Annotated in this window: 21 protein-coding genes; 11 read left to right on the top strand and 10 right to left on the bottom strand. The window is 41.2% G+C overall.

Going from position 1 to position 24,349, the window contains the following annotated elements:
- Positions 1-264: 264 nt before the first annotated feature.
- The 5 genes from MLE17_RS12035 to MLE17_RS12055 all read left to right on the top strand — a co-directional run bounded on the left by MLE17_RS12035 (position 265) and on the right by MLE17_RS12055 (position 5,429).
- Positions 265-615, top strand: a complete 351-nt coding sequence (locus MLE17_RS12035) for a DUF6678 family protein (RefSeq protein WP_243346979.1) — start codon at positions 265-267, stop codon at positions 613-615.
- Between the two features lie 174 nt (positions 616-789).
- Positions 790-1,659 (top strand): isocitrate lyase/phosphoenolpyruvate mutase family protein, encoded by an 870-nt coding sequence (locus MLE17_RS12040; protein ID WP_243346982.1) that lies wholly within the window; start codon positions 790-792, stop codon positions 1,657-1,659.
- Between the two features lie 401 nt (positions 1,660-2,060).
- Positions 2,061-3,602 (top strand): S26 family signal peptidase, encoded by a 1,542-nt coding sequence (locus MLE17_RS12045; protein ID WP_243346983.1) that lies wholly within the window; start codon positions 2,061-2,063, stop codon positions 3,600-3,602.
- A 428-nt stretch (positions 3,603-4,030) separates the two neighbouring features.
- Positions 4,031-4,315, top strand: coding sequence for a GNAT family N-acetyltransferase (locus tag MLE17_RS12050; protein WP_243346984.1), 285 nt, complete (start codon positions 4,031-4,033; stop codon positions 4,313-4,315).
- A gap of 250 nt (positions 4,316-4,565) precedes the next feature.
- Positions 4,566-5,429, top strand: a complete 864-nt coding sequence (locus MLE17_RS12055) for a YkgJ family cysteine cluster protein (protein WP_243346987.1) — start codon at positions 4,566-4,568, stop codon at positions 5,427-5,429.
- 7 nt (positions 5,430-5,436) lie between these two features.
- Here the strand turns inward: MLE17_RS12055 and MLE17_RS12060 are convergent, their stop codons facing one another.
- On the bottom strand, positions 5,437-6,315 hold the full coding sequence (locus MLE17_RS12060; RefSeq protein ID WP_243346989.1) for a DMT family transporter: 879 nt from the start codon (positions 6,313-6,315) through the stop codon (positions 5,437-5,439).
- Between the two features lie 545 nt (positions 6,316-6,860).
- Between MLE17_RS12060 and ilvD the strand changes: the two genes are divergently transcribed.
- The 4 genes from ilvD to MLE17_RS12080 all read left to right on the top strand — a co-directional run bounded on the left by ilvD (position 6,861) and on the right by MLE17_RS12080 (position 11,834).
- A complete protein-coding gene (gene ilvD, locus MLE17_RS12065; protein ID WP_243346991.1) occupies positions 6,861-8,693 on the top strand; it encodes a dihydroxy-acid dehydratase in 1,833 nt (610 codons plus the stop codon).
- A gap of 132 nt (positions 8,694-8,825) precedes the next feature.
- On the top strand, positions 8,826-10,526 hold the full coding sequence (gene ilvB / locus MLE17_RS12070; RefSeq protein ID WP_243346995.1) for a biosynthetic-type acetolactate synthase large subunit: 1,701 nt from the start codon (positions 8,826-8,828) through the stop codon (positions 10,524-10,526).
- Between the two features lie 46 nt (positions 10,527-10,572).
- Entirely contained in the window at positions 10,573-11,103 is a 531-nt protein-coding gene (gene ilvN, locus MLE17_RS12075) for an acetolactate synthase small subunit (RefSeq protein ID WP_243346997.1), read from the top strand.
- A complete protein-coding gene (locus tag MLE17_RS12080; RefSeq protein WP_243347000.1) occupies positions 11,103-11,834 on the top strand; it encodes an acyl-[acyl-carrier-protein] thioesterase in 732 nt (243 codons plus the stop codon). Before ilvN ends, MLE17_RS12080 begins: the two co-directional genes overlap by 1 nt.
- Positions 11,835-11,929: 95 nt before the next feature.
- On the opposite strand, the gene MLE17_RS12085 is transcribed toward MLE17_RS12080, so the two are convergent.
- A complete protein-coding gene (locus tag MLE17_RS12085) occupies positions 11,930-12,910 on the bottom strand; it encodes an SPOR domain-containing protein (protein ID WP_243347004.1) in 981 nt (326 codons plus the stop codon).
- Between the two features lie 312 nt (positions 12,911-13,222).
- On the opposite strand from MLE17_RS12085, the gene pheS reads away from it, so the two are divergent.
- Both pheS and lgt read left to right on the top strand, forming a co-directional pair.
- Positions 13,223-14,242, top strand: coding sequence for a phenylalanine--tRNA ligase subunit alpha (gene pheS / locus MLE17_RS12090; protein WP_243347006.1), 1,020 nt, complete (start codon positions 13,223-13,225; stop codon positions 14,240-14,242).
- A gap of 101 nt (positions 14,243-14,343) precedes the next feature.
- A complete protein-coding gene (lgt, locus tag MLE17_RS12095) occupies positions 14,344-15,171 on the top strand; it encodes a prolipoprotein diacylglyceryl transferase (protein WP_243347007.1) in 828 nt (275 codons plus the stop codon).
- 78 nt (positions 15,172-15,249) lie between these two features.
- Here the strand turns inward: lgt and MLE17_RS12100 are convergent, their stop codons facing one another.
- The 8 genes from MLE17_RS12100 to MLE17_RS12135 all read right to left on the bottom strand — a co-directional run bounded on the left by MLE17_RS12100 (position 15,250) and on the right by MLE17_RS12135 (position 24,207).
- Complete coding sequence (locus tag MLE17_RS12100) at positions 15,250-15,738, bottom strand: lipid-binding protein (RefSeq protein WP_243347008.1); 489 nt, start codon at positions 15,736-15,738, stop codon at positions 15,250-15,252.
- A 19-nt stretch (positions 15,739-15,757) separates the two neighbouring features.
- Complete coding sequence (locus tag MLE17_RS12105) at positions 15,758-16,405, bottom strand: DUF5011 domain-containing protein (protein ID WP_243347011.1); 648 nt, start codon at positions 16,403-16,405, stop codon at positions 15,758-15,760.
- 19 nt (positions 16,406-16,424) lie between these two features.
- Positions 16,425-17,810, bottom strand: a complete 1,386-nt coding sequence (locus MLE17_RS12110; protein ID WP_243347013.1) for a SusD/RagB family nutrient-binding outer membrane lipoprotein — start codon at positions 17,808-17,810, stop codon at positions 16,425-16,427.
- Between the two features lie 19 nt (positions 17,811-17,829).
- Positions 17,830-20,982: a SusC/RagA family TonB-linked outer membrane protein gene (locus MLE17_RS12115; protein ID WP_243347014.1), complete on the bottom strand. Its 3,153-nt coding sequence runs from the start codon at positions 20,980-20,982 to the stop codon at positions 17,830-17,832.
- A 221-nt stretch (positions 20,983-21,203) separates the two neighbouring features.
- Positions 21,204-21,899, bottom strand: coding sequence for a YjjG family noncanonical pyrimidine nucleotidase (locus MLE17_RS12120; protein WP_243347015.1), 696 nt, complete (start codon positions 21,897-21,899; stop codon positions 21,204-21,206).
- Between the two features lie 126 nt (positions 21,900-22,025).
- Positions 22,026-22,901 carry a hypothetical protein gene (locus tag MLE17_RS12125; protein ID WP_243347016.1) on the bottom strand — a complete coding sequence of 292 codons (876 nt, stop codon included), beginning with the start codon at positions 22,899-22,901 and terminating at the stop codon, positions 22,026-22,028.
- A gap of 40 nt (positions 22,902-22,941) precedes the next feature.
- A complete protein-coding gene (gene rsmI, locus MLE17_RS12130) occupies positions 22,942-23,643 on the bottom strand; it encodes a 16S rRNA (cytidine(1402)-2'-O)-methyltransferase (RefSeq protein WP_243347017.1) in 702 nt (233 codons plus the stop codon).
- Positions 23,644-23,649: 6 nt separating this feature from the next.
- Positions 23,650-24,207 carry a hypothetical protein gene (locus tag MLE17_RS12135; RefSeq protein ID WP_243347018.1) on the bottom strand — a complete coding sequence of 186 codons (558 nt, stop codon included), beginning with the start codon at positions 24,205-24,207 and terminating at the stop codon, positions 23,650-23,652.
- Between the last annotated feature and the right edge of the window lie 142 nt (positions 24,208-24,349).

The raw sequence follows: 24,349 nt of genomic DNA on the forward strand, positions 1-24,349 counted from the left end.
AAGACCAGAGGCTTTGTCCATTTAAGGTAAAGCTGGAGGCTTTGATTTTATAACGACGAAGCCAGAGGCTGTCGCCGAACGGCCTACTACGGTGTTGTTATTGTTGATTGGGTTATTTACAGACTGCGGGCAACCTGAGAAATATGGCCTTTAACGACTTAGCTGATTATTGTGATGTAGAACTTTATGATGGTTGGGATGTAGAGAAATTGACTTAAGCTCACATTGATCGTATAATAGAGGTATAAAAAAAGAAAGAAAAACTTGAAGACAAATATTCCCCTCATAAAAAAATATCTCAGTGGTAAACCCTGGCAATATAGGCTAAAACTAGCAGACAGAGATATTTCGTCAAATTGGAGTAAATGGATATTAAACCCATCAGGTGAATATATTGAAACTGAAAACAGTGAGCCTGTCTTGATTTCAGAAATTGAGTGGATTGAAATAAATCCCATTGAAAATAAAAAGATTGGCAGATTAGTCCCGGATAAAACAATCAACCATTCCTCTGAAATTTGTCAAATGTTGGACAACTTGAACATAGAATATTGCGTTGATAATGGAATAGTAAAAATACCTACAAACAGGCTTCAATTTACGATTGAGAGTTAGGTACTAAACCGGTGGATTTGCCACTATGGATTGTAAGCAAAAGTTTAAGCATGCACCTCGCTTCGATCAAGCTAAAAGGAAAGCACCAGTTTTGTCAATATTTGAAGTTGCAGAAACTTTTCAGTTCATAGATAACCTGGCTACATTTACGTAAACATCAAATACAGCAGAATTATGGTACCAACAATCCAAAAAGAAAAAGCTGAAATGTTCCTCAAATTTCATCTTGACGAAGAAATTTTGGTTCTGTTAAACTCATGGGACGCCGGAAGTTCAAAGTTAATAGAAGCTTGTGGCTACAAGGCAATCGCTACAACCAGTATGGGAATAGCCGCTTCATTAGGTTACCCCGACTGCCAGATCATACAATTATCGGAAATGCTTCAGGTTATAACGGGAATCGTAAATGCGGTACAGGTTCCGGTATCAGTAGATATTGAAGCCGGATACGGAAATAATCTGGATGAGATCATTGAGTCGGTTAAGAAAATCATTGCCACCGGTATAGTAGGGATAAACATCGAAGACAGCATCGAGTTAAGTCCTGTCCTAGTGGACGAAATGGAATTTTGTGAGCGGATATCGGCCATTCGCGCATTATCGGATTCACTGGGCTTTCATTTAGTAATCAATGCAAGAACTGACTCTTTTTATACTTCGTCAGGTTCGACACAGGAAAAACTGGCAGAATCCATAAGGCGTGGTAATAAATACCGGGAAGCAGGTGCCGACTGCATATTTGTACAGCCAGTATGGGAAAAAGAAATAATCCGAACACTGGTTAAGGAAATCAATGCGCCAATCAATATTCTATCAAACCCGACAATCGGGGCTGAGTTACCGCCTTCTGTACGTGAACTTCAGGATTTGGGTGTTGCCCGTTTAAGCATGGGGTCTGGTTTGATGAAAGCGACTTTGGCTTTAATCAAAAAAGTGGCTGACGAACTCTCCGAAAAAGGAACATACACCATTTTATCAGATACAATGACACCACGTACCGAAGCTGCATTAGCCTATAAAATGGCAATTGGGTTAAACAAGTAATGAACATTGACCTCCAGCTAAAGCTGGAGGCAATTCAAAGGTCCGGAGGATTTTAACACTGACAGCGTCATTGTAAATAAAAATCCAACAGATATGGAGTTTTAGGATGAGTCTCCCCCCTTGCCTGTTTTCTTCCAATCAATACCCGCCTTATAACTCAGTGCTGAGTACCAGACAGAGAATATATCATTCGAAATAAAGGGGATGGGTCTGGCGTTTTTGCTTCTTACTTCATACAACCGAAGAATCGATATTGAATTTTGAAAGCATCTATAACAAGAAATATTACAACATCCCGTTTAAGAGAGATATGCTTTTTCCGGAATTCATTATCCGGTGACCACATAGTTTTACAGACAATGACCTGTTTGGGTTAAATCCCGAATCTACAATTTACAGAAATGAACGAAGACAAACGAACAAAACATTTTCAACAACCGCTGAAACAATGGATTAAGTGCAGCGTGTGGAGTCTGATTTATATCCTATTTATTGCCTGGGTTGGTAATTTCTGGTGGCTTTTGGGCTTGCCTGTAATTTTTGATGCCTTCATTACTCATTACATACCCTGGACTTGGTGGAAAAAATCGAAAAACAAGCATGTACGAACCATAATGGGGTGGTTTGATGCAATTGCATTTGCTTTGGTTGCTGTCTATTTTATCAATTCCTTTTTGTTTCAGAATTACCAGATACCGAGCTCTTCGCTTGAGAAGTCTCTGTTGGTTGGGGATTTCCTGCTTGTCAGTAAGGCCAGTTACGGCCCACGTATACCCAATACCCCACTCTCCTTCCCATTGGCTCAGCACACCCTTCCGATACTCAATTGCAAATCGTTTATTGAAAATCCGCAATGGGACTACAAACGCCTGAAAGGGTTCGACAATATAAAACGCAATGACATTGTGGTATTCAACTTTCCGACCGGAGATACGGTGGCTATAAACCGCCAGAATCCGGATTATTACACCAGTTGCTATGAAGAAGGGTTAGCTTTTATAAAAAACCAACTCCCCAACGTAACCCCAACAGCAGAACAATGTTTCCGGTATGGACGTGAGATAGTAAATGTAAATCCGGGAGTGTACGGAAAAATCGTTTACCGACCTGTTGACCGTCGTGAAAACTATGTCAAACGTTGTGTGGCAATTGCAGATGACTGGCTGACGATCAAAAACAATCAGGTGTATGTAAACAGCAAAAAACAGGAAAAGATTCCCGGAATACAGCTCAATTATTACATCCAGACAGATGGAACACCTCTGAATAACGAAACACTGGATAATCTTGGAGTTAGTGATGAAGACAGAATGATGCTGGATAATCCTCAAAATGTGAAACAGCTAAAAGCGCTAAATCTCAATCCGGGATTACCAGTATATCATTTTCCTTTAACACAGGATGGCTACCAGAAATTGCTTCATCAGAAAGGGGTAAAGCGACTGAAGGTTGAACCGGAAAACACTTCATGTCAGGCGCTGGTAGATCAAAACCGGTCGATCGTAAAAAGAGACGGATTTACCCTGTCTGTAATCTGTCAAAATAGCGAGGTTTTCCCTCTGGGAATGAAGAAAACCTGGACAAGGGACAACTACGGGCCTTTATGGATCCCTAAACGGGGTATGCGCTTAGTGCTGAACCGGTACAACCTTCCGATTTACGAACGAATCATCCGCGTATATGAGCACAATAAACTGGAAGTGAAAAACGGCGTATTTTACATTAACGATAAAGCGACAACTACCTACCGCTTTAAAATGGATTACTACTGGATGATGGGAGACAATCGTCATAATTCAGCCGATTCCCGTTACTGGGGTTTTGTTCCGGAAGATCATATCGTGGGCCGTCCGTTATTCGTATGGTTATCTCTAGACAAAGACAAAGGCTGGTTTAGTGGCAAGATTCGCTGGAACAGGTTTTTCAAAAGTGCGGAGAGATAAACTCCTTTCTCTATCCTACATACTTTTTTTCCGAAACAATGGACAGATAAAGTAATAAATATGGCTCTATAACGGTTTGTATGGATAGTATTATCTTAGTCTGGAACTACCTAATTGTTTAGCCACGAATCCACGAATAAGAAAGTATCTTTACTTTTCCAGTTTTGGAAAAGCATTTGTGATATTCGATATATATTTATTCAATATTTCAGCAAGTTAGCCTCTCTATATTCATTCGTGCATTCGTGGCTTACTATTTTGATTTATATCCTGTTTCACTGAATAATTACACGAAACTTAGGAAAATATTTTTCCTAAGTAATAGAGTTACCCACACTATTCGTTATAGTGCCATAAATATGGTCAACAAACGATCGTTTTCATAGTTTTCAAATAGAAAAAAACATATACTGACAAATAAACGAACTATGGTAAAAATAGAACAGGAAGAAAATGGCAAAAAAGGTAGATTTGTCATTTACGAAAATGAACAGTTTGCAGGGGAAATGACCTATACATGGACAGATGATACAAAAATCAAAATAGACCATACAGGTATCGGAGATGCCTTTGGTGGAAAAGGGTATGGTAAACAACTGGTAATGAAAGCGGTTGAATTTGCCAGGGAAAAAGGAATTAAAATCGTCCCGGTATGTCCGTTTGTCAAAGCGACTTTTGAGAGGGATGAAAACATCCGGGATGTGAGGGGGTAGACTAAATACTGCATCAGGTTAAAAACCCCGATGCTACATTATCGGTCATACCTACGGCATTTGCATACAAGCATCCCACCGACCACATCAATGTCAGTGTAACGAATGAAGTCACCACTAAATATCCTCAATCTTTCCTGCAAATTGACCGGGAGTAACGGAGAATCCCGTACTTTTGAAGGCTGAAAGTTATTTCAATCAAATGACTACCTACGTTATATCAGCTTAAACAAAAGTCTATCAAATATTTATGCAAACAACCCGACTCACACCTGACACCAAACTACCGCTCACCTGTTCACGCACCGGAATCTGCTGCCACGGAAACAGAGTCTGGTTAAATCCGTGGGAACTGCTTTGTCTGGCAACGGAGAAAGGCATTTCTGTTCGGGAATTCCGGGATTTGCATTCCATTTTTGGCGGTATTCGTTTGCTGTTTAACGGTAAGAGTGATAATCAGAGCAGACAGGCATGCAATCAATACATTGAGAACTTTGGGTGCAGCGTTCATCCGGGACGTCCGTTGGCTTGCAGATTGTTTCCGATAGCCAGACAAATTCAAAACGGAGAGGTATGCTATATGTATCAGGGCAGTCAGTTCCCTTGCCTGGATAGCTGTCCGGAAGTGTTGGATTTGCCCCAATTAACCGTAGCGGAATACCTTGAAGGTCAGCAGACAGAACGATTTGAGCAGGCACAGGACGCCTATCTGGAGTTGATGCAAAGTCTGGCGGATATTGCTTTTATGTTATTACTCGATACTGGTTTAGCTGCGTCTGGTGACCGCAAAACCCTGGCAGCCTGGAAACAAATGGGTAAAGAAGACCCCGACGCGTTGGTCACCCGTATCGGCAACGAGTGGATGGACGACCTGATGCTTCCTGAAATCCCTTACTCAAACGACCCGGTTTTGTTTTCACAACAACACAATGAGTTATTGCAAGAAAAACTACAACTCGCTTGCGGCAACCTGAAAACTGAACAAGAGTTGCACGAAGCTTCCGTTTTGACCATGGCAATGGCCTTACATTTGGCTCGTAGCCTCGGAGCAAATCCACAACACCTGTCGGAGCATTGGATAAATATTGCCAAAGAGAACGGGGCTTTGAATTGAAGATCAATTACATAAAAAACAGACTCACCCCAATAATACTGATTATGGCCCCTACAATCTGCTGAATCTTAATCTTTTCATTAAACATGACAGAAGAAGGCCAGATAATAAATATCGGAACGAGAGCCATCAGTGTAGAGGCAATCCCCGTATTGGTATGCTGTATGGAAAAAAGCGCCAGTGCAACACCGACAAAAGGGCCAAAAACTGCGCCTACTGTTACTGCCTGCATACCCGCTTTATCCCTGAATGCCCGAATAACATGAGACCAACGTTTCATCAGGGTAATCATCACGATAAAGCCAACTAAGCCAAACAAAGCTCTGATTTGTGTAGCAGCCAGAGCATCATACGTTCCGATACCCTTTTTACTCAGAATAATACCTCCGGATTGCCCAAGGGCTCCTCCCAAAGCAAACATCAGTCCTTTGAAAGGAATATTCAGTTTCATTTTCCGGTTGGAAATAGCGGTAACAATACCAGTCACACTGACCATAATGGCAGTAACCTCCAGGGCATTCAGCTTCTCCTCCAGAAAGAACCAGCCAATCATTGCTGTCAGCATGGGTGAAAAGCTCATTATCAACGCTGCCGTGCGCGAACCGACAATCATGTAGGACTTAAACAACAGTAAATCACCCAGATAAAATCCGATAAAACCGGATAAGCCCAACCAAAACCATTGATATCCGGTAGCATCTGAAGGAAAGAAAATCCCTTTGGTAAGCAAAGTGGTGATACCCAAAAACAAAATTGCAAAAAACAAGCGGATAAAATTGACAGGCAATGACCCTATTCTACTTCCTGCCTTTTCGAAAAACAAAGCGCTCAGTGTCCAGCAAACAGACACTCCCAGCCCGGCTATCTCTCCTATATGTGCTAACATAATGATCTTTTTTTTTGCAAAGGTAGAGCTATTCTATCAGTTTTCAATCTTTGCAAACTTGAGTATCAATGATTACATTCTGGCTATAATACTGAATGAAACCTTCCATCATTTATAATATCAAACAAATACCACGCCCCAACTTTCAGTTTCGCAGAAATAACAACATTTTTCTAACAGAAAATTTGGAAGAATAAATAGAATCGCTATATTTGCAAAATCAAAGAATCAAAGCATAATGATTTACAACTTACATATCGTCTCTGTTAATGTCGTTCTAGTGGTCTGGAAACGCAAATGAGAAAGGTATGTAGTTAAAAGAACTATAAGCAGTTATTGTCAAAGCCTTTCTCGTTGTCGGGAAAGGCTTTTTCAGTTTTAATCCGTATTTTTGCACGGCAAAAATGGCCGACTGTTAAAATAGTCATCCAACATAACAGGATTTACATAGAAACATCGAAATTATACGTGGCAAACAGCTCTTTATCAATCGGGAACAACTCCCCAGAAAAAGATTCTGACCGCCGATTAAATTCAAACAAACAATGAAAAATCAGTTACGCAGTTCGTTCAGCACACAAGGCCGCAGAATGGCCGGTGCACGCTCTCTCTGGAAAGCCAACGGGATGAAAAGTGAACAATTAGGCAAACCTATCATCGCCATAGTCAACTCATTTACTCAGTTTGTACCGGGACACGTCCACCTTCACGAAATCGGACAAAAGGTGAAAGCCGAAATCGAAAAACTGGGCTGCTTTGCTGCTGAATTCAACACCATCGCTATCGACGATGGAATCGCAATGGGACACGACGGTATGCTATATTCCCTCCCTTCACGCGACCTGATTGCCGACAGCGTTGAATATATGGTTAATGCACACAAAGCCGATGCTATGGTGTGTATCTCCAACTGTGACAAGATCACTCCGGGTATGCTGATGGCTGCTATGCGCCTCAATATCCCTGCAGTTTTCGTATCAGGTGGTCCGATGGAAGCCGGAGAGCTCGACGGCAAACACCTTGACCTGATCGACGCCATGGTACAGGCAGCTGACGACAGCGTTAGCGATGAACAAGTAGCTAAAGTAGAGGCTTCGGCCTGTCCTACCTGTGGTAGCTGTTCGGGAATGTTTACCGCCAACTCGATGAACTGCCTCAACGAAGCCATCGGTCTGGCCCTGCCGGGTAACGGTACTATCGTGGCTACTCACGCCAACCGTACCCAACTGTTTGTTGACGCAGCCAAGCTGATCGTTGAAAACGCATACAAATATTACCGCGACGGAGACGACAGCGTATTGCCACGCTCTATCGCTACCCGTTCTGCCTTTATGAATGCGATGGCACTCGATATTGCCATGGGTGGTTCTACCAACACGGTTCTTCACCTCCTTGCTATTGCCAACGAAGCGGAAGTTGATTTCAAAATGGCTGACATTGACGCACTTTCACGCAAAACTCCTTGTTTGTGCAAAGTAGCTCCAAACTCGCAGAAGTACCACATTCAGGACGTTAACCGTGCCGGAGGTATCATGGCCATCATGTCGGAGTTGAACAAAATCGGATTGATTGACACAAATGTAAGTCGTGCTGACGGTCTGACATTGGGCGAAGCGATCGACAAATTTGACATCAACAGCCCGAATGTTACCGAGGTTGCCATTGACAAATACAAAAGTGCCCCTGCTCACCGCTTCAATCTGGTGATGGGTTCACAAGATTCTAAATACAAAGAGCTGGATACTGACCGTGTAAACGGCTGTATCCGCAATTACGATAACGCTTATGTAAAAGACGGCGGTTTGGCTGTCCTTTTCGGAAACATCGCGCTCAACGGCTGTGTGGTTAAGACCGCCGGAGTAGATGAAAGCTGCTTCCTTTTCAAAGGAACGGCGAAAGTATTCACATCGCAGGATACAGCCTGTGATGGAATCCTGAGAGGAACAGTACAAGCCGGAGACGTCGTGGTGATCACTCACGAAGGGCCTAAAGGCGGCCCGGGTATGCAGGAGATGCTTTATCCGACCTCATACATCAAATCACGCCACCTCGGTAAAGAGTGTGCGTTGATTACCGACGGTCGCTTCTCCGGAGGTACTTCAGGTCTTTCTATCGGCCACATCTCTCCGGAAGCAGCTTCGGGCGGTAATATCGGCTTGGTTCAGACAGGCGATATCATCGAGATCAACATCCCGGCCCGTTCTATCAACCTGTTGGTCAGTGACGAGGAGTTAGCCGAAAGACGCAAAGCCGAAGAAGCACGAGGTAAAGATGCCTTTAAACCCAAAGACAGAAACCGCGTTGTTTCTAAAGCACTCCGCGCTTACGCCAGCATGGTAGCTTCGGCTGATATGGGTGCTGTAAGAATTGTGGAATAAAATTCTATCTTAAAGAATTCATAACTGAGAACATTCAGTTAAAACCTAACAGGTTTTTAAAACCTGTTAGGGCTACAATAACATCAAGTTTTAACTATTTTCCCAAACGATAAAATCAGAAAGGGATCTGCTATGAGCAAAGAACTAATTTCAGGCGCGGAAGCATTAATGAGATCACTGATCCATGAAGGGGTTGATACCATCTTTGGATATCCCGGCGGTGCCATCATGCCGGTTTACGATGCTTTACACGACCATCAGGATAAAATCAAACACATTTTGGTTCGTCACGAACAAGGTGCAACCCATGCGGCACAAGGATATGCCCGCGTTAGTGGTAAAACAGGTGTCGCACTTGTTACTTCCGGTCCGGCAGCAACAAATGCCATTACCGGTATTGCCGATGCCATGATTGATAGCACACCTATGGTTGTCATCATCGGTCAGGTAGGAGCTGCACTATTGGGAACAGACGCATTCCAGGAAACGGATGTAGTAAGTATTACCCAGCCTATTACCAAATGGAGCTACCAGGTACGCAATGCAGAAGATCTCCCCGGTGCAATTGCCCGTGCATTTTATATCGCACGAGAAGGCCGTCCGGGTCCTGTTGTGATTGACTTTGCTAAAAACGCTCAAATCGCAAAACTCGAATATAGCTATAAAAAATGCACCTTCATCCGCAGCTTCGTTCCGGTACCAGATGTGGAACCATGGTCCATTGAAGCTGCTGCTGCGTTGATCAACTCAGCAAAAAAACCTTTTGCATTGATTGGCCAGGGGGTTATCCTTGCCAATGCTGAAAAAGAGTTGAATGCCTTCCTTGAAAAAGCAGACATTCCTGCGGGATGGACTTTGCTTGGTTCGTCTGCAATGCCGACTGAGCACCGTCTGAACAAAGGTATGCTGGGAATGCACGGAAACATCGGTCCAAACATAAAAACCAACGAATGCGATGTTTTGATCGCTATCGGTATGCGTTTTGACGACCGTGTAACGAGTGATTTGAACACTTATGCCAAACAGGCCCGTGTGATTCACTTCGACATTGACCCGGCTGAGATCAACAAGAATGTAAAAGCGGAAGTAGCTGTATTGGGTGATGCCAAACAAACATTGGAATTGGTTACCGAAAAACTGAATGCAGCTAAACATACCGAATGGATTGATTCATTCACCGAATACGAACAAACCGAACAAGAGAAAGTAATCGAACCGGAACTTAATCCGACAAGTCACGAAATCTCCATGGGTGAAGTAATCCGTAAAGTTTCGGAAGCCACCGAAAACAAAGCGGTATTGGTAACCGACGTAGGTCAGAACCAAATGATGGCTTCCCGTTATTTCAAATTTACCCAATCCCGCAGCATGGTTACATCGGGCGGATTGGGCACGATGGGATTCGGACTTCCGGCTGCTATCGGGGCTAAAATCGGAGCACCAGACCGTACTGTTTGTCTCTTTACCGGTGACGGTGGTATGCAAATGACCATCCAGGAGCTGGGAACTATACTGCAGGAAGGTACAGGTGTGAAAATGATTATCCTGAATAATAACTTCCTAGGTATGGTACGCCAGTGGCAGGAACTCTTCTTCAATGACCGTTACTCGGAAACCCACATGAAGAATCCGGATTTCATCATGATTGCCCAAGCATACGGGATCAAAGGTCGTTCGGTTTCTCAGCGTGAGGATCTTGATGGCGCCATTGCCGAGATGCTCAGCGATGACCAGCCCTATTTGCTTGAGGTGAAAGTTGAAACCAAAGGTATGGTTTATCCGATGATCCCTACCGGAGCATCTATTTCTAACATTTTACTGGGTGATAAATAATCCCACCAATAACGGTAACGTAGAACATTAAACTTTGCACCGAATTATGGAACTATTTACTATCATCGTTTTTTCGGAAAACCAACCCGGACTCCTGAGCCAGGTTTCGAATATATTCACACGTCGTCAGATCAATATTGAAAGCCTGACCGTTTCTGCCTCTTCGATCGAGGGTATCCACAAATACACCATCACCGTTTTCTCAACCAAAGACATGGTGGATAAAGTGGTTAAGCAGATCGAAAAGCGCGTAGATGTGGTTAAAGCTTACTTCTATACTGATGAAGAGGTTATTTATCAGGAAATTGCACTCTACAAAGTGGCAACCAACATCATCGTTGACCATGTAGAAGTGGAAAATCTGGTTCGTAAGTACAATGCCCGTTTTCTGGAAATCAACCGCGATTACGCCGTACTTGAACTTACAGGACATACGGAAGATACCCAGTTATTCTTTGAAGAGCTGAAACAATACGGAGTAATGCAGTTTGTTCGTTCAGGACGGATTGCCATTACCAAGAGCTCAAAGGAGCTGCTGAGTAATTTCCTTGAAAAGAGGGCTGAAAAAGCAGACTAATGAACCGGATAGGTAGTTACACCTTTAGTATAGAAGCGGGAGACGTCGATATTTTTGGAAAATATCCGTTACCGGTACTCGTGCGAAAGATGCTTGACTGCGCCGGATACCATGCTGACGAACGAGGCTGGGGGCTCCGCCATTTAAATGCAGGGAACTGTTCCTGGGTATTAGCCAGAGCTGCTATTGAGTTGGAGAGCTTTCCTGAAATCTATGACCATATTGTTATTCAGACCTGGGTTGAAGATTTGAATAAACATTTCTCTACCCGGAATTTCTGTTTTCAGAATCAAAAAGGTGAAATTTTAGGTTACGCACGCACTGTGTGGTCAATGATAGACCTGAACACCCGAAAGGCTGCAGATCTAACAGCTGTAAGCGACATCAGCAATCACAAAGTTGACAAAGAGTGTCCAATCGATAAACCTGGCAAAATCGGGATTGTATCAAGCGAACCGGAATATTTTCATGATGTGAAATATTCAGATTTGGATTTCAACGGACATGTCAATACCTGCAAGTATGTGGAGCATATCATTAACCTGTTTTCATCAGACATTAAGCAAATCGGAGAACTAAACAGATTTGACATCACATTCATGTCGGAATCAAAACCCGGAGATAAGCTTCATTTTCACCGGGCAACAGCCTCCGATCACGAAACTCAGATCGAAATCACGGGACATAACTCCCGGTCAATTTGCAGAGCTAAAATTACATTTAAGAAATAAAAGCCGGATTTAGTCCGGCTTTTTTATTCTCATTTACTGGTAAAAAAATACCCCCTGCAATCGCAGAAGGTACTCTGATATAATAAACTTAAAATCTATTTCATACAATATAACCAAGCCTCTTTATACTCCTCCCGGTCATCCCTGATCTTGTTCAGATATTTCATGGCAGAATCCTTATCAGCAAATCCCTTCAGATAGGTACGCATCTTGCTTCCCATCTTTTTCACTCCAACATGAGGGACACCCAACTCTGAAAGCTGTTCTTTATGCCGGTTAGCTGCATGTTCGGTCTGGAAACTACCCAGCACGATAAAATAGTGCAACTCTTCGACTACGGAATCCCTAGGTTCGACTGCTTGTTCTATCTTTTTCTCCACGACGACTGTATCCTTCATTATGACCGTATCTTTCTTGACCGAAGGCGTTACAGGGGAATGTGGTTTCGAAAACTCCAACCGCGAAATCATACCTGCACAACTGATGTTTGAGCGTTGATCCTTTACCGGAGATGAAAACACCCACAATATCATTATCGCCGCAGCAGAAGCCATAGCCCGAAGCATTTTGCGCTTACTGAAACGGATATGAATAATATCTCCCTCCTGCTCAGCAAACGGTTTGCGCTCGGCTGGTTGTGGTTTTGCTTTTTGCTGAATCTGATCCAATGTTTTCAATTGCAGCGGAGCAAAACCCAAACATTCAAGGTCTGTGGAAACATTATCTTTTGGTTCAAATAGCAAAGTTTGCTCTTCATCGAAAGAGAACTTTCCTATTTCCCCAAATTCAATACTCTTTTGATGAGATAATTCGGCATTGAAAATCCCGACCTCATTATTCAACAGACGCCGTGCTTCAGAATAGCTGATCCCCTGCGTTTGAGAAATTGATGAGATGAGAATCCCGTCATCATGCACCAAACCCGGATTAAAACAGATCTCCCGCGATGGAGGCAGAATGCTTGATTCTGTAATCAACGCATTATGCTGCTGTACCACAAAACCACCCCAGCCGGGAACAATCACGCAATCATTCTCGGTTAACAGGTATTCAATATGTGATATCAGAAGCTTCATCCGAATAATTTAATCTTTGAAACAGATGGGAAACTCTCGATAAATCCATTTGCTACGGCTAATAAACACCGAATTGCGGATCCACCTTCGTTTCATAGTGCAAAGATAATTTTTATTCGCACTTTTCCGCTAATATACTAAAGAAAGTTAGCAACAAAAACGATGATTTGCAGCACATTTCGCTTTTGATTCTGACATATTGCACCTATCCGGTTCAAGATTCACCAGAAGAGAAGCTTTTTTCATTTAGCAAAGACATACGTGTAACTTAATTTTGTACTTTTGCACTCTGAATCAGAAAACACGATGATTATGATTGACAAAATTAAATCGTTGCTCGACGAAATATCCAACCTCACCGCTGCAAACCTTGACGAGGTAGAAGCGTTGCGTATCAAATACCTCAGTAAAAAGGGCGAAATCACCAGCCTGATGAATGATTTTCGAAATGTTCCGGCTGAACAAAAACGTGAAGTTGGACAGCTTATCAATCAACTGAAAGATAAGGCGCAGGAAAAAATCAATACGCTCAAAGAAGTATTGGAAAGCCAAAACCTGGGCAGCGTAGAAGAAGACCTGACCCGCACGGCCTATCCGATTGCATTAGGTACACGCCACCCGCTTTCTATCGTCAAAAACGAAATTTGCGATATTTTTGCCCGTCTTGGATTTACCATTGCCGAAGGGCCTGAAATCGAAGATGACTGGCACGTATTTTCTTCACTCAACTTTGCCGAAGACCACCCTGCACGTGATATGCAGGACACTTTTTTCATCCAGCGTAGTCCGGACGTGTTGCTTCGCACACACACCTCTTCTGTTCAGACTCGCGTCATGGAGAAAACCCAACCGCCTATCCGTATCATTTGCCCGGGACGCGTGTATCGCAACGAAGCGATTTCGTACCGTGCACACTGTTTCTTCCACCAGGTAGAAGCGCTGTATGTGGATAAAAACGTTTCATTTGCTGACCTGAAACAGGCTTTATTATACTTTGCAAAGGAGATGTTCGGAACCGAAACCAAAATTCGTCTCCGCCCGTCTTACTTCCCGTTTACAGAGCCATCGGCTGAAATGGATATCTCCTGTAACCTTTGCGGAGGAAAAGGCTGTCCATTCTGCAAACATACCGGATGGGTAGAAATCCTAGGTTGTGGCATGGTGGATCCGAACGTATTGGAAGCTTGCGGTATAGACAGCAAAGAATACACCGGATATGCCCTCGGTATGGGTATCGAACGTATCACCAACCTGAAATACCAGGTAAAAGATCTCCGGATGTTCTCCGAAAATGATGTGCGGTTCCTGCGACAATTTGAATCCGCCTACTAAGCTGAGGAAATCAGAAACAAATAATATAAAGAGTTGTGAGTTAACAGGGTAAATTTTATCTTTGCCGCTCACAACTCTTTTTACGTTAAACCAATACCACTATGCTGAATTATATTACCTGGACTGTAGATCCGGCCATTGTCAATATCCTGGGCCGTGAAATCCGTTGGTACGGACTGATGTTTGCCATTGGATTCTGGATCGGATACAAGATTGTAGAGAAAATGTTTAAGCAGGAAAATATCGACCTGAAATGGCTCGACAGCCTGTTTATCTATGTCATCGCCGGAACGGTGATAGGTGCCCGTTTGGGACATTGTCTCTTTTATGCCTGGGATTACTATTCGGCTAATCCGATCGAAATTTTCAAAATCTGGGAAGGCGGACTGGCCAGCCATGGAGGAGCAATCGGTATTATCATTGCCATTTGGATCTATTCAAAGAAGGTAACGCACCGGAGTATGCTCTTTACATTTGACCGTCTGGTTGTACCTGTAGCGTTAGTTGGTGCATTAATTCGTCTCGGCAACCTATTCAATCACGAAATTTATGGCCATGCAACCAATTTGCCCTGGGCATTCCGCTATGTGACCAATCTTCAGGCCTGGAGACATGGGGCAGAACCAATTTTCTCCGATCCGTCACATCCGACTCAGATCTATGAAGCTGTGTGCTATATCCTTGTTTTTATCTTGTTGATGAACCTTTATTTCAAAAAGAAGGCGTGGCAAAAAGAAGGGCTTATATTCGGCATCTTCCTGAATGGGATATTCCTAACCCGTTTCTTTATAGAATTTATCAAGAACGACCAGGAAGCATTTGAGGCTAATATGCTATTAAATATGGGCCAATTGTTGAGTCTGCCGTTTATAATTATTGGGTGTTATCTGATTTATAGAGCATTGACCAAGCCCAAAGCTATTATATAAATATCAGCTTAAAAATCGACCAATAAAAAAAGGCATTTTTCAATGCCTTTTTTTATTGGTTATCATTTCCTGAATCACTTAATGATTCATGTATTCTTCATACGAGGTTGATCTGTGCCCTGCTAAAACATGAGTAACGCCATATGGAGTAGCATCGTCTTCAAACATTATTTCAAAATAGATACTGTCATTGTTTATGACTTTTCCATTAGCGACTTTAATCCCGATGCCATATCCCGGAATTACAGATGTTGACAAACCTGTTTGAAATGTTTTGGAAGTCATATCCGCTTTTGCCTTGAATTTCATTGTCCAATAATTACCATATTGACTGGCACTTGCAACTCCGGTACCATAATCATCAATCCAAATTGAATCTTTCCCAAATGAAGAGTTATAGATCTTTATTTCAAACGGAGATCCACTGGCAACTCCATCTACATACTCTTTAAGCATCCAGTCTCCAGACAAAGGATATGCCCAGCTGTACTCTTTTTTATATTCCTGCTCACAAGAAAGAGCCAATAGCATGAACAATGTCAACAATAGATAATTTATTTTTTTCATAAGACTATACTTTTTATTATTATTGCTTGATGAAAGTACGTAAAGCCGTTCCGTAACCAGAATTTACACATACCCATTTAAACAGATTATTGGTTGCATCATAGACTCCATTTATACAGGCAAATTCACCAACCTTAGTATCCTGAGATGGAGCATTCACTACAGTCGCTTTCGTCTGGAACATATAAACATAAATATCACTGACGTTTGTACCATCCGAATTTTTGGCTCCTCCCGGATTATTATTGATATAAAGCCCCGGATAATTTGTCTTTGTCACACTCACCAACCCCAAAGCTCCAGCATTTCGCTTGTAAGTTCCTGAAATATCCATAGCGGCAGCTTCTGCTGTTATTACACCAACATAGCGTCTGGCTGTAGCCGTAAAGCCATCTTTATTTGTCGCAGTATATTTAATAGTATAAACGCCTGGGGTAGATGTGTTGACAGCGCCATCAATGACCACAGTGCTACTAATATCGGTATCGCCCTCTTTAGCGATTACGCCTGATTCTGTATAAGAGCCTCCTACAAGAATAGTCAACGCCTCATCGCCCTTCAACTCGACAGTCGGATAAGTAGTCATTGTTGAAACTCCTTCAGAGTCCTTATTGCAAGAAGCCATAATAGCTCCTAACAAACTTATGATCATAATTATTTTTTTCATATCTAGTCAGTTTTAGAAGTTATAGTCCCCACCAGACTTTCTCTGTAAGAGGAACTCTATCAGGTGTATTTGCATTAGTCTTTCTCTCTGTTGCCGGAAAGAACAGACGTTTTGGTCTAGCATTGCCGGATAAAACAGAGGTTAATGACGTACTAAAAAAGTCAGGGTAACCAGTCCTGTTAAAATCAAAGTAAGCTTCAATGGCTCTCAGGTTTGTTGCTGCAATCCATTTCTGTTCAATAATTGACTTTATTCCATTATATGAATATGAAACAGTGTCCTCTGGAAGTCCATATCTACTCAATGATGCTTTAATGCCCTTCAGATAAGTCGCTTGGGCTTCTGCTGACGTTTTATATCTGGCCTGAGCTTCCGCAATCATAAACAAAACCTCTTCTTTAGTAAATAAATAAACCGGATCTATTTGTCCAATATTAGGTGTGGCGTAGTTATTAATCGTTCCCAATAAGGTTTTAGACTCACCTGTAGCAACACTGGCATAAATTGAACCCGTCACAGAAGCATTGAAAAATTTTTGAAGTCTTGGATCATTATTATTCTCCAGATAATTTACCAATGTTTTATTAGCGACAATATTTCCTGCCAGACGATCAACAAAAGTATTATAGAAGGGATTATATCCGGTTTCCTGCGCTTTGAATGCCGTAAAACGGACATCTTTCGTTAAGAAATTATTTTCGTTTAAAAGCGCAATGATTTGGCTCTTATATTTATTAGGATCTACATTCACATACCTCAGATACATTTTAAGTTTAAGTGTATTTCCAAACGCGATCCATGCATCCATATCTCCACCTAATAATACGTCAGACGTTTCGAGGGAAGCAGGAACATTAGTTAAGTTCCGGGATATTGCATCATCGATCCGGGCAAATAAGCTATCATAAACTAAAGCCCCCTTATCATATTTCGGTTGTAAAATAGTTGATCCTTTTAAAGCCTCTGTAAAAGGTATTTGATCATACAAGTCAGCCAACACCTGAAAATCGTAAGCCTGAACCAGGGTTGCAATTGAATAATATGGCCAACTAGACGAATTCTTAGCCTGCTCTCTCACATATTGTAGGTCGGTTAATGCACCGGAATACATAGTAGTAAACTGTCTGTCAAAATCATCATCAGTCAGGTTATATGATTCCCATTCTAACCATTGTGACGCCGCAGGAGCCTGTGCATATTGTTGTGTCCAGAAACTTCCTAATGCGTGATAATATCCTCCTATAACAAAGACACTACCTGATATTCCACTGGGTAATGCTAAAGCAGGTGTAACCACAGATGGATTATTGGGATCTGTATTTATATCCCAGAATTTATCACTACATCCCAGTAATGAAAACGTACTTATCAAAACCAGCAAGTACTTATATATTATCTTATTCATAAGGTTTATTTTTTATAGATTAAAATCCTAATTTCACGCTAAATCCCAGGCTTTTAGTAGAAGGTGTTGCACCATAATCACCAAAACCGGCTTCAATGTCATTACCAAAAGTCGTTTGCTCCGGATCTGTAAAAATATTAGACTTGGGTGTCCATATGAATAGATTCCGTCCAACCAAAGCGATCTCTGCGGAATTAATGAATGACGATGCCAAAACTGACTTAGGAATAGCATATGATAAACTTAATTCCCGCATTTTCAGGAAAGTCCTGTCTACCAAAGCATATGCACCTCCAATACCTGCATTATATGTTTGATTGTAGTACAAATTAAGATTATGATCCCATCCGGCAATTGGAGTTGTATTTTCAACATACTTTCCATCAACCAACTGGACTGAATTTGGAATAATGAATGGTTGACGGTCATTATAGGTTGTTTGCGGAGCATTACCGGTAAAGTACAGAATTTCTTTAGTCCTGGAATAGAGATGCCCTCCTTTTCTAAAATCAAATACCGTTTTGAGAGTAATCCCTTTAAATTTAATGGAAGTTCCGCCACCTATCCTATACTTACTTTGCGATGAACCAAGATAGCCTTTCTCTGATTTGAAAATTGGAAGTCCCTGAGCATCCACTACTGTATGACCATCCGGATCTGTCTCTAATACATTTCCTTCAAATAATCCTAATTCATAACCAGGTCTGGCCATATAGTTGATGGAGCTGGTTCCTCCTAATGAAATTTGGTCAAGACCTTCGGTTAGTTTCACTAGTTTGTTGATGTTTCTTGTATAATTGGCAAAAACCTCCCATTCAAGATCTTTTACTTTAACCGGTATCACACTCACACTGATTTCTACCCCTTTATTCGTTATTTTACCAAGGTTCATCATCATGCTTGTATATCCAGTACTAGCCGGAATGGATGCTTGCCATATCAAATCGGTAATAGTCTTATTATAGAGAGCAATATCCATACCATATCGATTATCCAGGAACTTCAATTCAGTTCCAATCTCCATATCGGTTGAAATCTCTGGCTTCAATTTATCACTTCCTATTCTGTTGGATACAGAGAAACCATTTATCGAACCAGCCAAGGGATATTCCAGAGATCTGTATCCATCCGTATGGGTTGTTTGAACCAATACAGAATTAATCAAATAAGGATCAGCATCATTACCTGTCTGTGCTATACCTGCCCGTATCTTTCCATAAGATAGAATATTTTGCACAGATTTACCCATCAACTCAGTAAATACAACACTGAGACTTCCTCCTGGAAAGAAAAACGATCTATTATTAACGGGAAGCGTTGAAGACCAGTCATTTCTGGCAGAAAAGTTTAGGAATAACCAATCTTTGTATCCCAGGTCAAAGCTACCATATACACCAACCAACCGCCTTTGAGTTGTAGTTGCGGTAACAGAAGGTGTAGATGAACTATTTGACAGATTATAATAATTGGGAATATCAAGACCGACCACTTCTGCAGTCTGAACTCTGGTATCCCGTTGATTAAAGTTATGCCCCAGAATTGCATTCAAAGAAACTTTATCTTGTAACTTCTTTTCAATTTTCAATAGGAAATCAGTATTAAACTCAGATGCATAGTAAGAGTTTTCCCCTACCCGACCTACTTCTTTGTTATAATCTGCTCTTGTAGATTTGGTTATTGCCCGCCAGGTTTTCAAGGTACTGTTAGAGGCATCTTCTCCGATTCTGAAAGTGGCTGTCAACCATGGTAAAATCTTAGCGTCTAAAGCCGTATTGCCATAGACTCTGTTTTCCATAAATTTATTGCCGTGCTCATTCAACACATAATATGGATTCTGAGCGTACACAGTATAATAATTATCCACGTTGTTAAACTTGTTATTGTAATCTTTCAAGTCAACAAGGCTGATATCACGCGCACTCTGCCAAATAGCGTCTAATACAGACTGCTCCTGACCGGTTGGGACGAATTTTGTATCCTTTCTCACATAGTTAAGTGAACCGGAGAGTGTCAGGTTTTTCAAAAAAGTAGAAGAACCTCTCAATGAAAGATTATTTCTTTTATACGAATCTGCATTGGAAGGCATTATTCCATCATTATTGATGTTGGCATATGAAATAAAATAGCTTTTGTCCTTATCACCATTGGACAACGAAAAGCTATTATTGGTAGTTACACCAACATCAAAAAAGTCTTTGATATTACTAGGTAGTGCAACATAGGGTTTAATCTGTTGTTGGTTATCGACAACATGTCCCCAAATTCTGATTTTCCCATCAAATCGAGGTCCCCAACTGCCATTTTCTTCTAGGTTTGTAGCTGTTCCCCCTACATCATACCATCCCTGACCGAATTCATTTTGCATCAATGGCAATTTCAAAGGTGTATCAAAAGTTGTCGTTGATGAGACTTCAATTTTCGCCTTATTATTAGCTTTTGATCCGTTTTTTGTAGTAATAATAATAACTCCGTTTGCTGCTCTAGAACCATATTGAGCTGTACCAGAACCTCCTTTTAAAACTGTAATTGACTCGATATCATCAGGATTGATATCATTGGCTCTGTTCCCAAAATCATATCCTCCATTTATGTCGGTTTGATTTACTACTCCATTACTGACTGGCACTCCATCAATTACATATAACGGTTGATTATTTGATCTTAGCGATGAATAACCTCTCAGTATCACACGTGTAGATGCACCCGGAGAGCCGGACGCTGAAGAAATATCAACACCGGCGACCTTTCCCTGAAGTGCATTTAACGCACTTCGGTCTCCTGTAGTAGTCAATTGCTGATTAGAAATTGTGGTTGCTGCATAACCGAGACTTTTCTCTGATCTTTTTATGCCCAAGGCAGTAACAACCACTTCACTTAACGCCTGCGAAGAGGGCTGCATCACAATACGCATTGAGGCTTTAACTGATTCTTCCTTTGAATCAAACCCAACGTACCTAAAGACTAAAGTCTTTGTTCCGAAAGGAACATTTAAACTAAAACGACCGTCCAGGTCTGTTACAGTCCCCACTTTGGTACCCTTTACGACTACCGAAGCTCCGATGACGGGTTGCCCATCTTCAGCAGATATGACCAATCCACTGACCTTGGTCTGTGCAGAAACGAGCGCTATGTTTACAATCAAACATAGAAAGAAGAGCGTCAACTTTCTCATAAAACCACTTTTAAATTAAAACTTATATCAACTATCCCAAATACACTAAATACGTCTATTTATACAGAATCATACATTATACATACACATACTATAAAACATTTTGTCACACTATCACTTACACGTCAGCAAATATATTCAATTATTATTAGAAACAGTACAACCAGAACAAAGTTTGCATTAAAACAGGCTTTCTTTATGTCAGAAATGCATAAACTGCATTAAAGTATAGATTTCACCTCATCAAGCGTATCTACAGAGTAGGTCGGAGTAAACGGAAGTGAATGACATTGAAAATTCATAAAATAGATTTGGTCTAATTTGTAGTTATAGGCACCCGCTATATCCGCTTCAGGATTATCACCAATCATTATACTCTCTTTTTTGCGGGAATTTGTTGATTTGAGAGCATACTCAAATATTCCAGGGTAAGGCTTATTTACCCCGACATCTTCGGAAGTAATGATTTTCTCAAAATAACCCAGAAGACCGGAATTAGCCAGTTTTTTTTGCTGCACATCCCTAAAACCGTTTGATAAAACAAATAATCTGTATTTGGGATACAAATACTCCAGAAGGTCTTTTGCATTAGGTATCAGTTGGGTTTTAGATGATACAGCGTCAAGATAATCGCTATTCATTTGTATAGCAAGATTTTCGTCAGCCAAACCCGCAAAACGCAAAGGGTGAAGAAACCGCTCACTAATTAGAAATTGTTTCCCAATCTGGCCATGATGGTACTGATGCCACAATTCCTGGTTTCTTTCCGTATAAATCCCATAGTAATGTTCGAAACTCTCAAAATATTCTTCCAGTTTATACTGAAAAAAGATTTCTGTCATACCCTCTCTTGAATTTGATTTGGTATCCCACAACGTATCATCAAGATCTACAAATACACTTTTGTACTTCCTCATTGTCAACAATTTATATATAAATCAAAATCCTATCTGTTTTCTTACTTTCAATTTTATATCAATAGAAAGACCTGCCTTTCCTCAAAAAAGCAGGTCTTTTAAAAGATTTATCTGAACGTTCTTTTCTTAGTCTACCTGGATTACGAGATAGCGAGAAACGCTCCAGAATGCTTTATAGTCAGTAATTTTCAGAATCAACATACCGGAATTATCTTTTTCCAAAGAGTAACTTCCTGCCGGATGGGTAGTAAGGAATTTTGCCTTTTTAGAGAAAAGCTCAATAGACTTAGTATTACGAATATCGATAGCGATGAAGTATTCTTTACTGAACTCTTTTTTCATCACATCTGCTTTCTTGAACAAACCCCCACCGGTGATTACATTCTGTTTTTTCAACTCAGCTTTAGTTCCGAACACATACCAGGCTGTATTGATGGCTTTATCCTGTGATGCGATTTCCTCCTTCTGCTTTGTTGATTCTGTTGTCAGGCTTGTAACCTGTCCTGTCAAATTTTCAGTCTGAGCAACCAATTCTCCAATTTTCACATCTTTCTGTTGCAACTGAGCCTGAAGATCTGCAATAGCTTTGGTTTTTTCTTCTAATTCGGCCACCATCTTCTCAATGGTCTTTTTCATCTGTGCCGATTGAATGCGGCCATTTTTAACCATCGCATTCAATTTATCCAGATTTTCTTTGTTTTTTTGAAGTGTTTCAGAAACAAATTTCATATCTCCTACAATCTTCTCTCGTGCAGAAGGAGTCAGTTCTTTACCTTGGGCACCCTGCACTTTCAGGTAATTCTCTGCATCTTTCATTTTGCCAAGCCCGTCCTGTACCTCATTGATCAAGGTAAGTGCGTCATCATACTCTTTCACGACTTGCTCATGTTGTTGTTTAAGCGAATCGTTTTCAGCTTTCAGAGTTTTATACTCTGAAGAATTTTTTCCGCATGAAGCAACCATCAGGGCTACTGCAAGCAATGGTAAAAGCAGCTTTTTCATCTTAGTATCTATTTTAGATTAATAATGGTGATATGTCATATTATTCTTTGGGTTCTTTTGTTCCTTTTTCAGAAGGCTTTCCTCCTACAATAATAACAAATTCTCCGCGCGGTTCATTTTGTTCAAAATGAGCAATAACTTCAGCCAATGTACCTCTGACGGTCTGCTCGTGCAGCTTTGACAACTCTCTTGAAACGGAAACAGCTCTTTCTGAACCGAAAAATTCGGCAATCTGAGTCAATGTCTTGAGTACACGATATGGAGATTCATAAAAGACAATGGTTCGCGACTCTTCCGCCAACTCTTTAAGGCGCGTATTCCGCCCTTTTTTCTGAGGAAGAAACCCCTCAAAACAAAAGCGGTCATTGGGTAAACCAGAAACAACCAACGCAGGAACAAAAGCTGTAGCGCCAGGCAGACACTCCACCTCGATACCGGCTTTTACACATTCACGAACAACCAGAAATCCCGGATCCGAAATCGCAGGCGTTCCGGCATCTGATACAAGCGCCACATTTTCTCCGGCATTTATCCGGTTAACGATTTGTTCAATCGTCTTATGCTCGTTAAACTTGTGATGCGATTGCATTTTTACAGAAATATCCAAATGTCTCAACAAATTCCCAGTCGTGCGGGTATCCTCAGCTAAAACCAAATCAACCTCTTTCAATAATCTGACCGCACGTAGCGTAATATCTTCTAAATTGCCAATCGGCGTAGGTATAATAATCAATTTTGCCATCAGCAATTATTTAATGTTTCGTTCGAGAAACTGTACAAAATCAAGAACGGGTGCACTTTCCCAATCCCATTGAAATTTCACTTTCAGGTATTCTTCCATTTCGTCCAAACCGGATTTATTATCCAATTCTGCAAAAACAGACATCATCAGAGATTCATTTCCCGAAAAAAGATTCCTAAGAAATCTGAAGCGTTCATTCAAAGTCAGTTTTTGAGCCAGAGTGGAAACCGATTTTTCAGAAACCTCTTCAACTGAAACCGGAGGAACGACAGGCATTGAAACCGAAACCTCTTCCGGCTGAATAAATTCTTCAGAAACTGTATTCAAAACAATCCCTTTATCCTCATTGTTTACTGGAGCGGCATCGTTAATTGGTTTTTCTACAGCTTCCAATGTGGAAAAATCAGCAGAAATCTCCCCGGAATGAGTCATTACCTGCTCCGTAAGAGTAACGACTCTTTGAGCTTTATCCTTAATCAGTTGTAAAAGGGACTGTGGCAATGGATTGCATACTGCCAGTGCATCACTCAAAGACTGCAATTCTTTAAGCTCCCTTACAATCATTTCAATATTCCTTTTTTCGGCCATAAACCTTTCAAGAACAAAATATAGAGTTGTTAGATAAACAAAAGTAATGTATAAAACGGAAAACTGATATTTTTGAATCAGATTTTTATCCAATCTGAATAGACTTTGGGCAAATTAC

The organism is Parabacteroides sp. FAFU027 (assembly GCF_022808675.1).
Lineage (GTDB): Bacteria > Bacteroidota > Bacteroidia > Bacteroidales > UBA7332 > CAXXIC01.

What these genes read in the sequence shown, in the direction of transcription:
- MLE17_RS12040 (WP_243346982.1), top strand. Translation starts at nt 790, where the DNA reads ATGGTACCAACAATCCAAAAAGAAAAAGCTGAAATGTTCCTCAAATTT.
- MLE17_RS12045 (WP_243346983.1), top strand. Translation starts at nt 2,061, where the DNA reads ATGAACGAAGACAAACGAACAAAACATTTTCAACAACCGCTGAAACAA.
- MLE17_RS12050 (WP_243346984.1), top strand. Translation starts at nt 4,031, where the DNA reads ATGGTAAAAATAGAACAGGAAGAAAATGGCAAAAAAGGTAGATTTGTC.
- MLE17_RS12055 (WP_243346987.1), top strand. Translation starts at nt 4,566, where the DNA reads ATGCAAACAACCCGACTCACACCTGACACCAAACTACCGCTCACCTGT.
- MLE17_RS12060 (WP_243346989.1), bottom strand. Translation starts at nt 6,315, where the DNA reads ATGTTAGCACATATAGGAGAGATAGCCGGGCTGGGAGTGTCTGTTTGC.
- ilvD (WP_243346991.1), top strand. Translation starts at nt 6,861, where the DNA reads ATGAAAAATCAGTTACGCAGTTCGTTCAGCACACAAGGCCGCAGAATG.
- ilvB (WP_243346995.1), top strand. Translation starts at nt 8,826, where the DNA reads ATGAGCAAAGAACTAATTTCAGGCGCGGAAGCATTAATGAGATCACTG.
- ilvN (WP_243346997.1), top strand. Translation starts at nt 10,573, where the DNA reads ATGGAACTATTTACTATCATCGTTTTTTCGGAAAACCAACCCGGACTC.
- MLE17_RS12080 (WP_243347000.1), top strand. Translation starts at nt 11,103, where the DNA reads ATGAACCGGATAGGTAGTTACACCTTTAGTATAGAAGCGGGAGACGTC.
- MLE17_RS12085 (WP_243347004.1), bottom strand. Translation starts at nt 12,910, where the DNA reads ATGAAGCTTCTGATATCACATATTGAATACCTGTTAACCGAGAATGAT.
- pheS (WP_243347006.1), top strand. Translation starts at nt 13,223, where the DNA reads ATGATTGACAAAATTAAATCGTTGCTCGACGAAATATCCAACCTCACC.
- lgt (WP_243347007.1), top strand. Translation starts at nt 14,344, where the DNA reads ATGCTGAATTATATTACCTGGACTGTAGATCCGGCCATTGTCAATATC.
- MLE17_RS12100 (WP_243347008.1), bottom strand. Translation starts at nt 15,738, where the DNA reads ATGAAAAAAATAAATTATCTATTGTTGACATTGTTCATGCTATTGGCT.
- MLE17_RS12105 (WP_243347011.1), bottom strand. Translation starts at nt 16,405, where the DNA reads ATGAAAAAAATAATTATGATCATAAGTTTGTTAGGAGCTATTATGGCT.
- MLE17_RS12110 (WP_243347013.1), bottom strand. Translation starts at nt 17,810, where the DNA reads ATGAATAAGATAATATATAAGTACTTGCTGGTTTTGATAAGTACGTTT.
- MLE17_RS12115 (WP_243347014.1), bottom strand. Translation starts at nt 20,982, where the DNA reads ATGAGAAAGTTGACGCTCTTCTTTCTATGTTTGATTGTAAACATAGCG.
- MLE17_RS12120 (WP_243347015.1), bottom strand. Translation starts at nt 21,899, where the DNA reads ATGAGGAAGTACAAAAGTGTATTTGTAGATCTTGATGATACGTTGTGG.
- MLE17_RS12125 (WP_243347016.1), bottom strand. Translation starts at nt 22,901, where the DNA reads ATGAAAAAGCTGCTTTTACCATTGCTTGCAGTAGCCCTGATGGTTGCT.
- rsmI (WP_243347017.1), bottom strand. Translation starts at nt 23,643, where the DNA reads ATGGCAAAATTGATTATTATACCTACGCCGATTGGCAATTTAGAAGAT.
- MLE17_RS12135 (WP_243347018.1), bottom strand. Translation starts at nt 24,207, where the DNA reads ATGATTGTAAGGGAGCTTAAAGAATTGCAGTCTTTGAGTGATGCACTG.